Source organism: Mycobacterium sp. (assembly GCF_032162105.1).
GTDB lineage: Bacteria > Actinomycetota > Actinomycetes > Mycobacteriales > Mycobacteriaceae > Mycobacterium.
This window is the reverse complement of sequence record NZ_JAVRPS010000076.1, coordinates 1-9822: the sequence shown is the minus strand read 5'-3', so window position 1 is coordinate 9822 and position 9822 is coordinate 1. Positions and strand designations below refer to the sequence as shown.

Genomic DNA, 9822 nt, shown 5'->3' with positions numbered 1-9822 from the left:
CCGGCTGCATCGGCGGCAGGTCCTTGAACGGACGGAAGTCGAGCCAGCGGGTGGGATCGTTTGCGGCAGCAGCGAGTTCGTGGACTGTCGCTTGATCGTTGCGGTTCTTCGCGGCAGTCGTGGCGATGGACCCGATCGCCCACGGCTGCACGAACGCCAACCGGAATTCGCCACCCTCGTACGTCCAGCCGTCGTAGTAATCCGATGCGGTGTTCGCCGGAACGATGGTGACGAGGTGCGGCGGGGCGGCGACGGCGGCAAGCCATTGCGTGGCACCGACGTAGGAGGAGCCGTACATGCCGACCTTGCCGTTCGATCCAGGCAGCGCCGCCGCCCATTCGACGGAGTCGTAGCCGTCGTTCTGGTCGTGAGTGAACTCGCTGAACGTCCCACCCGACGCGCCTTGTCCCCGAATATCTTGCACGACAACCAGATAACAATGCGATGCAAACCAGTCAGGTGACTGGTAGCGGGAGGCGGCCTGCGCGCCGGCCTTGCCGTACTGGGTGCGCATCAGGATCACCGGCACGCTCTCCTGGCTCTGCGGCCGGTAGACGTCGGCACGCAGGACGGTGCCGTCGCGCATGGTTGCGGGCACGTTGTCCTGCTTGGTCACTGCGCACGGCCCGCGGCCCGGATCCTGGGGCCAGGGCCCTGCGCCGGAACGCGTGCCGTGGTCGCCCGAGCACCCGCCGAGGACCAGGGTCACGACGGCGGCGACGGCCGCGACCCGAATCGCGACGGAGGGCACGCGATCACGCTAGCGTGGTCGGCTGGCGGCGCGAGCGGCGCGCGAACCGGACGAGATGGTCTGGCTACCCATAATCGCAGGTCGAGCGCCTGCTGGTTGCATGTTCTGGAACGTGTTCTATGATCGCCGCCATGAAGACCAAGGGTGCTCTGCTGTGGGAACTCAATACACCGTTCAAGGTCGACGAGATCGATCTGGGCGATCCGGTCGCCGACGAAGTGCAGATTCGGATGCACGCGGCGGGCATGTGCCATTCCGACTACCACCTGACCACCGGCGCGACGCCGATCGGCCTGCCTGCACTCGGTGGGCACGAGGGCGCCGGGGTGGTGACCAAGGTCGGCAAGAACGTGACGGGTATCGAGGAGGGTGACCACGTCATCCTCGCCTTCATCCCGGCGTGCGGGCAGTGCCCGTCGTGTCTCAAGGGCTACCGCTCGCTGTGCGATCGGGGTGCGCTGCTGCTGGGCGGCAAGGCCATCGCCGACGGGACGTCGCGCGTGCACGCCGGTTCGCACGAGGTGTCACCGATGAACCTGCTCGGCACCTTCGCGCCGTACATGACGGTGCACGAGGATTCCGTGGTGAAGATCGACGCGGACGTGCCGTTCGAGACCGCGGCAATCATGGGGTGCGCGGTGCCCACCGGATTCGGGTCGGCCACGAACGTCGCCGACGTGCAGCCCGGCGAGACGGTCGTCATCATCGGTGTGGGTGGCATCGGGATGAGCGCCCTGCAGGGTGCCGTGATCTCCGGCGCCAAGAACGTCATCGCGATCGACCCGAACGAGTGGAAGCGCGACCAGGCGTTCAAGTTCGGCGCCACCCACGTCTACCCGTCGATGGCCGAGGCCATCGCGCCGATCATCGACGTCACCCATGGCGTGATGGCCGACAAGACCATCATCGCGGTCGGCGAGATGCGCGGCGAATACGTCGAAGAGGCGATGACCCTGACCACCAAGACCGGCACCTGTGTGGTCACGGGCATGGGTTCGATGATGGACTTCGACGTCAAGCTCAACCTGTTCCTCTTCACGATGATGCAGAAGACGCTGAAGGGCAACATCTTCGGCGGCGGTAGCTCACACGTCGAGACGCCGAAGCTGGTCGGCCTGTACAAGTCGGGCCTGCTGAAGATCGACGAGATGGTGACCAGCACGTACTCACTGGACAACATCAACGACGGCTACCAGGACATGCTCGACGGCAAGAACATCCGCGGCGTGATCAAGTTCGACGAGTCGGACTGGTAAGCCGGTCCAGGACGCCGCCCGTCCAGCGATCGACGGCACGCAGGTCGGCCGCGGGCACGCCGTCGAACACCAGCGCACGCACCAACTCGGCGTGACCTGGCGCGGCCGACGTCAGCGCCGCGCGTCCGTCGGCGGTGAGGTCGACGGTGGCCGCCCGTCGGTCGTCCTTGGCGCCCGTGCGCTCGACGAGCCCACGCGCCCGCATCCGGCTCAACTGGTGCGAGAGCCGACTCTGCTCCCATCCCAACCGCTCGCCGAGTTCGGCTATTCGACAGCCGGGCCGGTCGTCCAGCGCGACCAGCACGTCGTAGTCGGCCAGTGACAGCCCGCAGTCGGCCTGCAGCTGCCGGCTCATCGCCGACTGCAGTCGCGCCGTCATCACCAGGTAGTTGCGCCACACCCGTTGCTCGTCCTCTGACAACCACACGGAATATATGACACATCATCTATGTTGTCGTGTCCAGTGCCAGCCACCTAGGCTGGCGAGGACCTCTGAAGGAGTCAGCGCAAGATGACCAGCACCGAATCCGTCGACATCCGGCGCGCGGCGGATCGCGCCGCCACGAAGATCTCGTGGCTGGACTCCAAGCACTCGTTCTCGTTCGGCGCGAACTACGACCCCTCCAACACCCACCACGGGCTGCTCCTGGTGAACAACGACGACGTCGTCAAGCCGGGAGCGGGATTCGAGACCCATCCGCACCGCGACATGGAGATCGTCACCTGGGTGCTGCGCGGGTCGCTGGTGCACCAGGACTCCACCGGCCACTCCGGCGTCATCTATCCCGGCCTCGCGCAGCGGATGTCGGCCGGCCGCGGCATCATGCACTCCGAGAAGAACGACTCCTGGACGCTCACCGGAGACGAAACCCACCAAGAGCCAGTGCATTTCGTGCAGATGTGGGTGGTCCCCGACGAATCCGGCACCGCCCCCGGCTACCAGCAACTCGAGATCGACGACGAGTTGCTGCGCGGCGGGTTGGTGACCATCGCCTCGGGCATGCCCGAATACGCCGACGAGGCTGCGATCACGATCCGCAACCGCTATGCCGCCCTACGCGGTGCGCGACTGCAACCCGGAGCGAGCGTCGAGCTGCCGCACGCTCCCTACCTGCACCTGTTCGTGCCGCGCGGCGAAGTCACCCTGGAAGGGGCAGGCCCGCTGTCCGAGGGCGACGCGGTCAGGTTCACCGCATCCGGTGGCCAGCGGGTTACCGCGACGGCACCATCCGAGATCCTGGTCTGGGAGATGCATGCGGGTCTGGCTGCGGCGTAACGACCTTCGAACGATCGTGGCCGTCGGCTTGGGCGGCGTGCTGCTGGCGGGATGCTCGTCAGGCCCGGCGCCCGCCCCCGCGTCGACCACCCGGCCGCCCGCCGAGGCCGGCCTCGAGGAGGTCACCGTTGCGGTGCCCGACGACTTCGCGGCGCGGCCGTTCGACGAGCCGCGAAAGGCGTTGGTGCCCAAGGGATGGACGCTGTCGGTGTGGGCCCGCATACCGCAGCCGCGGCTCGAGGCGTGGACTCCCGACGGCAACCTGCTGTTGTCGGTACCGAGCACCGGCCAGGTCATCCGGCTGGAGCCGTCGGACGCGAGTCCGCGTGCCAATCTGCTCCTCGATGGGTTGGACCAGCCACACGGACTCGTGTTCTCGGGCTCGACGCCGTACGTCGCCGAGAGCGACCAGGTGGACGCGTACGACTACGCGGACGGGACCGCGAGCAACCGGCGCACCGTCGCCGCGGGCCTGCCGGACGCGCGTAGCCCCGATCTGGGTGGCGCCTACCCCCATGCGTTGAAGAGTGTAGCCGTGGGACCCGATGGCGCCGTGTACTTCTCGATCGGTTCGACGGGCAACGTCTCCGCCGGCGACCGCACCGCGAGCCCGCAGCGGGCCACCATCATGCGGGTGCCTCCCGGCGGCGGCCCAGCTCAACCCTTCGCGACGGGCGTGCGCAACGGGACCAGCCTTGCGTTCGCGCCCGACGGCGCGCTGTGGACGGCGGTCAACAACCGCGACAACGTCCCCGTTCCCGACCAGGGGCCGTCCTACGGTCAGGTGTTGCCCGACTACGTCGACGAACATCCGCCGGAGTCGGTCGCGAAGCTCACCCCAGGGCGCGAATTAGGTTGGCCGTACTGCAATCCCGACGGTAGACCGGCCAACCTCCGCCTGATCCGCGACGTCCAGACGAACGCCGACAGGAGCAGGCTCGACTGCGCCGCTTTGCCCCCGATCGAACAGAGCCTCGGTGCGCACTCCGCTCCGCTGGGGTTGAGCTTCGTCGACGGCGCGCTGCCGGAGCCCTATGCCCACGGCGCGCTGATGGGCGTGCACGGGTCGTGGAACCGTCAGCCACCGCGCGCACCCGAGGTGTCGTTCTTCCCTTGGCGCAACGGCGGTCTCGGTGATCAGCAGACCCTGGTCGGCGGCTTCCAGGCTGCCGACGGTTCACGGTGGGGACGTCCAGTCGCCGCGGTGATGGGGCCGGACGGCGCGGTCTACATCACCGATGACTACGCCGACGCCGTCTACCGGTTGGCCCCGCCCGGCCGCTGACGCCCGCAGTAAGGTTCCTAGCCGTGCGATCCCCTCGCGCGACCCTCGTCCTGCAGCGATAGCAAATATCCTCGCGGGCAACGTAATTCGTCCGTGGCGGGATCGTGATGCAGTTGTGACGAATGTTGACAGTGAGTTAGCTGTGATTATTGTGTTCTCATCGAGTAGGGATCAGCCGAAGGGGCGAGAGTGCCGAAGACTGCCGCAAAGTTCCGACGATTCGCCGCGCGCGCGGCGACGCTGGCGCTATGTGCTGCAGTGGCAACGACGGCGGGGGCGCCGACCGCGCGGGCGGCCGACGGTCGCGAACTCCTGGCGAATGCGATCGCCGTGACGCGCGGCACGTACCTGGTCTACAACTTCGGCGGTGGCAACGCCGCACCGATGCTCAACGCCGGCGGCGACTGGTACGAGATGAGCAGCGGCGGGCATCTGATGATCATCAAGTCCGCCTCACAACGGCTAACTCCACGTCTCCTCGTCGACTCGCACTCCGGCTACCAGGCCCGCTGCGAGCGGACACCCGGCGCTCGTACCGGTGAGGGGCTCTGGCAGGCCTCGGAGATCTACACCCCCCTGCAGGCCTGGCAGGCGCTCGGGTCGCCGACCATCGCGATCAATGCCAACTTCTTCGACGTGCGCGGGCAGAAGGGCGGCTCGTGGAAGTCGACCGGCTGCAGTTCGCCGCTGGGCGCCTACGTCGACACCACTCGCGGCCAGGGCCGGGCCAATGCTGCCGTCACCGGCACCATCGCCTACGCCGGGAAGCAGGGCCTATCCGGCGGAGACGAGACCTGGTCGGCCTTGACGACCATGATCCTGCCGGTCGCCGGCGTGCCGTTCGTCGTCTCGCCGAGGGTCCCCGACGACTATGACGCCGCCTCCCCCGTGATCAAGGACCTGATGGACAAGGGCACGCGGTTCGTCGCGGTCAGCGGTCTCGGGTTACTGGCGCCGGGCGACACCGGGCAGATGAACGACGGTGGCCCGAGCGCGGCGCGCACCGCGATCGCCTACGCCAGGCACAAAGACGAGATGTACGTGTTCCAGGGCGGCAGCTACACCCCTGACCAGCTCCAGGATCTGTTCCGCGGGCTGGGTAGCGATAGCGCGATCCTGCTCGACGGCGGGGGGTCGTCGGCGATCGTGCTGCGGCGCGAGGCCGGCGGCATGTGGGCGGGCGCCGGGGTGCCGAGGGGCTCCTGCGACACCTACGCGGTGTTATGCGACTCCCGGGAGCGCGCGCTGCCCAGCTGGCTCGCGTTCAGCTAGTTGCCTTCAGGCGGCGTTGCTCGACGCTCCTGCGGAGTCCGCACCGGTCGATGACGCGGCGGCGGCAGTCTCGTCCTTGTCCTTCTTGCCGCTCTCGGGCATGCCGGTCTTCTCGTCCTTCGGCGTGGATGCATTCGCACTGTCGCGCACCACGTTGAACGCCGGCTTGGCGTGCTTCGGCGTCTTGTCCTTCGTCGTGGTGTCGGTGTCCGACTTCTTGTCCGCGTCGGGCTTGGCATGCTTCGGCGTCGATTCGGACGCCGCAGGCTTTTCGGCGGCGGTCTCGTCGTCCGGCTTGGCGTGCTTCGGACCGGTTGCGCCCTGGTCCGCGGGCTTCTCGGCGGCCGGCTCTTCGGCGGCCGCAGGCTCCTCGGCGACGGCCTCCTCGGTGGCAGGCTTCTCGACGACAGGCACCTCGGTCGCAGGCTTCTCGACGACGACCTCCTCGGTCGCAGGCTTGGCCGTCGCGTCCTCGGCCGCAGGCTTGGCCGTCGCGTCGTCGGTCGCCTCGGTCGTCTTCTCGGAATCCTCTGCCGCAGTGGCGGATTCGTCCTCGGCACCGCCCGAGATCGACAGCCGGGAGAAGGTGGCATTCGGCTCGGGGGTCGATGATGCCGACGCACCGGTTGCGGCCAGCGGGACGGCGCCGAGCCCACCCAATCCGAGTCCGCCGAGGATGCCACCGAGCAGCCCACCGAGTCCACCGAGGAGACTTCCGAGTGGATCCGTCGCCGGGGTACCGCCCGGCGCGGGCGTGCTGCCGGGAAGGATGCCGCCGAGCCCGCCGCCGAGCAGCGCATTGAGCAGGTTGGAGAGCACGTTCGGCCCGTTCGGCGTCGGGTTGGCGCTGAAGAACTCCTTGGTGAAGCCGCCGATCAACTGATTGATGACGTCTCCGGGCACCCGACCGTAGTCGATGTCGGCGAAGGAGAGGAACGGAGTCTCGGTGCCTGCGTTGCTGAAGTCCCGGGTATAGGTGCCGTCGGGGTTCTGGATCACGTTGGCGTAGCCGATGTTGGTCAGCGTGTTCATCGCAGGGGCAAGCGCATTCGCCAGCCGCATCGGAATCTGTGCGAGCGGGCCGAGGCCCACCAGGTTGAGGAAGTCGGCGGCCAGATACAGCGGCTCCAGCATCGGCGATGTCGCCGAGTGCAGGGTGAGGTAGACGTTGAGCGCCAACGGCTTGTTCTGGTCCAGCGCGTCCTGGACCAAATCGCCGACCTGACCGAGGATCTGGTCGTCAAGACCGTCGAGGCTCAGCCCGCGGAGCATGTAGGTGGGCAACAACCCTGCCGCGAGGTTGTTCGCGAGCGTGAAGGGATTCGGCCAGGACGCCAGGTCCGACAGCGGTTGGTACTCGTAGGTCGCATCGATCAGGATCGGCACGAGATTCGCCGCACCCAGCTTGATACCGGTGCCGAGCACTGGAATGCCGGTCCCGTCGTTGGACACCTCGGTAGTTGGGCTCACGGTATTGATGCCGAACAACGCAGCCAGCGGCCCGAACCGGGCGAAGGCGCCGCCGTCGGGGCGCGCCGGATTGTTGATCAGGACCAGTGGTAGCAGGGTCAGGCTGCCGAGCACCGGGTCGGTGCCGACGTACGCCGACCCGCCCGGCTGGGCGGCCAGTTCGGCCAGCACCTTCTCGTAGGCCGTTGCGGCGGCGAACGCGCCGAGCCCGATCCCCACGGTCGGGATGACGCGGAGGTCGATGACGTCGGGGAGCTGGCTGGTCAATGGATCGGTGATGCTCTGGATCAATGCGACCAGTGGAGCGATGAGGGCTGATGCGCCGGGGAGCGTGCTCTTCCGTAGCTCGCCGAGCACCAGGTCGAGCACGCCGTCGACGCCCAGCTTGAGGTACGGCGTTCCGTTGATCTCGTTGGCTACCCCGTTCGGCGTCGAAGGCAGCCATCCGAGGTCGAGGCCGAGCATCTTGAGCACGGTGAACGTCGGCCCCGCGGTGATGACGTTGAGACCGGGAACGGCGAGACCCGAGAGGTTGAGCGGATCCGACAGATCCAGCCCCAGCAGCGCCAGGAGTCCGGTCAGGGTTCCCCCCGCGACCTCCTTGATGCCGAGCAAGTTCAGGATCGAGGTGAGGAGTGCAAGGTCCCCGCCCGTCAACTGGTCGAGCGCCGGCCCCAAAATCGGAATATCGAGGGAGAGGCTGGCCAGGATCCCAGGAAGCAGGTTCGCTGGCAGATCCGCGAGCAAGGTTGTGAGGAGGCTCTGGGGATCCACCCCGGCCGCCTGCGCAAGTCCGGTCAGGTTGATCCCGTTGACCACGGCTCTGATGAGCGCATCGGCGAGCGACTGGCCGGAATCGTTGATCGTGCTGCCCAGGCCTCCGGTGAGGTCGGGCACCTGGTCGTGGTTCGGCAGCAACCTGATGGCCGCCGCGAGGTCGACTGGCGTATTCACGACTGTCGGGTGGGGAATCGGCGGCGGCGGAGCGACGCTCACAGTCATCGCGCTCGCCGTTGCGGTGGCTGCACTCAGCATGGCGATTCGCCTAGCCCTCACGCCGATCTTGCGATGCCTACCAGCCATCTGACCAGTCCTTTCCCCGACCTAGGCGCCCACTTACGTGGACGTTAACACTTACGCCGGCGCCAATTCTGGGAATTGCTGGCAAATATCGTTCGCAAGTACCTGCGGAACCCGGGCTCTGGGATTGGTGGTGCCACACCGATGTTCGGCAACGACGTGGTTCGCAAACATCGGCTGCCGAGGTGTCACGCATTCCGATTAGATCTGCTCATCATTTCGGCATGCCGGGTCGGATCTGCCGACGCGCGCTGGAGAATCCATCTGAACAGGGCAAACCACCTACCAAGCTGTCAATTACTTCGGCTGGACCCGGTGCAGGCCAATTCGCTGACGCCGGCCCGCCCGTAACGGCCGCGGGGCCGAAGCGTCCACCGGGTCCTGACTACGGCTGTCCGGTGACTTTGCGCAGCACGCGGTCCCGGAGGGCCGCAGGCAGGTTGGTCATCAGGGCCACCTGGGCCTTGGGTCCGACGCCCACGACGTAGCGAGGGCGTGGCCGACTCGTGGTGAGGGACTTCCCGACCACTGTCGACACCTTCGCAGGATTCACCGCCATCCGTCGTGCGATCGGGATCATCTTCTTCATGCCTGTGAGGTGCCTGGCATACATCGCGCGGTGCTCGGGCGTCAGCGCGGCCTCGGCTTCCTCGAACATGGTGTCGGCCGTTCGCCACATGTCGGTGTCGGTTTGGGCGGGTTCGACGATCACCACCGGAATGTGCCACGGCCGCAATTCCATCCGCAACGCGTCTGCGGCCGCCTCTAGCGCGAACTTCGACGCGCTGTACGCACCGATCATCGGCATCGACAGCCTGCCGTTCACGCTGGAGATGAAGACGATCCTGCCGCGTGACTCCCGCAGCCTTGGCAGCACCGCGCGCGTCACCGCCATCTGGCCAATGACGTTGATCTCCAACTGCTTTCGCCAGTCATCGGTCGTGACGGTCTCCATCGGCCCGCCGACGCTGATGCCGGCGTTGTTCACGATGCCGTCGAGATGCGCCGGAAGCGAATCGCGGAGTTCGGCGACGTGCGCATCGTTGGTCACGTCAAGGGTGACGGCGGTGATCCGCCGCGGGTTTGCCGCAGTCACCGCAACGGCGTCCGCCTCGGTGCGCACACCGGCGATGACGTCCCAGTCGTGGCGCGCAAGGTGCTCGGCGATCGACCGCCCGATACCCCGGGCAGCGCCCGTGACGAGTACTGATGGCATGAGTTCAGGCTAAGAGTTGACCCGATGTGGGTCATGCAGCGCCAATCAGTTTGGGGGCTGGTTGTTTTCGACTGGTCCCGCGACGTCCAGGCGTGCCTGGTCTGTTCGGGGGTGGGTCGAGTGCTGCGTGCTCAGCAGAGGCCACCGGAGAGTGGCTGCCAGCCCTGGCCGGATCAACACCGTTTGGTGGTGTTGGTGGCTGGTGCCGGTTGACTG

Annotated in this window: 8 protein-coding genes; 4 read left to right on the top strand and 4 right to left on the bottom strand. The window is 67.1% G+C overall.

Annotated features, from left to right (window positions below):
- Nucleotides 1-586, bottom strand: a 586-nt coding sequence (locus QOC69_RS03780) for a CocE/NonD family hydrolase (protein WP_526436510.1), incomplete at its 3' end; no start/stop codon positions are given.
- A gap of 296 nt (nucleotides 587-882) precedes the next feature.
- Here QOC69_RS03780 and QOC69_RS03775 point away from each other — a divergent pair.
- A complete protein-coding gene (locus QOC69_RS03775) occupies nucleotides 883-2007 on the top strand; it encodes an NDMA-dependent alcohol dehydrogenase (RefSeq protein ID WP_526436506.1) in 1125 nt (374 codons plus the stop codon).
- Here the strand turns inward: QOC69_RS03775 and QOC69_RS03770 are convergent.
- On the bottom strand, nucleotides 1982-2443 hold the full coding sequence (locus QOC69_RS03770) for a MarR family winged helix-turn-helix transcriptional regulator (RefSeq protein ID WP_526436508.1): 462 nt from the start codon (nucleotides 2441-2443) through the stop codon (nucleotides 1982-1984). The genes QOC69_RS03775 and QOC69_RS03770 overlap by 26 nt on opposite strands.
- A gap of 75 nt (nucleotides 2444-2518) precedes the next feature.
- Between QOC69_RS03770 and QOC69_RS03765 the strand changes: the two genes are divergently transcribed.
- The 3 genes from QOC69_RS03765 to QOC69_RS03755 all read left to right on the top strand — a co-directional run bounded on the left by QOC69_RS03765 (nucleotide 2519) and on the right by QOC69_RS03755 (nucleotide 5840).
- Nucleotides 2519-3283, top strand: a complete 765-nt coding sequence (locus tag QOC69_RS03765; protein WP_526436504.1) for a pirin family protein — start codon at nucleotides 2519-2521, stop codon at nucleotides 3281-3283.
- The gene (locus QOC69_RS03760; RefSeq protein WP_526436502.1) at nucleotides 3261-4568 is read left to right on the top strand and encodes a PQQ-dependent sugar dehydrogenase; all 1308 of its coding nucleotides are present in this window, start codon (nucleotides 3261-3263) and stop codon (nucleotides 4566-4568) included. Before QOC69_RS03765 ends, QOC69_RS03760 begins: the two co-directional genes overlap by 23 nt.
- A gap of 189 nt (nucleotides 4569-4757) precedes the next feature.
- The gene (locus tag QOC69_RS03755) at nucleotides 4758-5840 is read left to right on the top strand and encodes a phosphodiester glycosidase family protein (RefSeq protein WP_526436500.1); all 1083 of its coding nucleotides are present in this window, start codon (nucleotides 4758-4760) and stop codon (nucleotides 5838-5840) included.
- A gap of 6 nt (nucleotides 5841-5846) precedes the next feature.
- On the opposite strand, the gene QOC69_RS03750 is transcribed toward QOC69_RS03755, so the two are convergent.
- Both QOC69_RS03750 and QOC69_RS03745 read right to left on the bottom strand, forming a co-directional pair.
- Nucleotides 5847-8264: a hypothetical protein gene (locus QOC69_RS03750; RefSeq protein ID WP_526436498.1), complete on the bottom strand. Its 2418-nt coding sequence runs from the start codon at nucleotides 8262-8264 to the stop codon at nucleotides 5847-5849.
- A 511-nt stretch (nucleotides 8265-8775) separates the two neighbouring features.
- Nucleotides 8776-9606 carry an SDR family NAD(P)-dependent oxidoreductase gene (locus QOC69_RS03745; protein WP_526436496.1) on the bottom strand — a complete coding sequence of 277 codons (831 nt, stop codon included), beginning with the start codon at nucleotides 9604-9606 and terminating at the stop codon, nucleotides 8776-8778.
- Nucleotides 9607-9822: the final 216 nt, after the last annotated feature.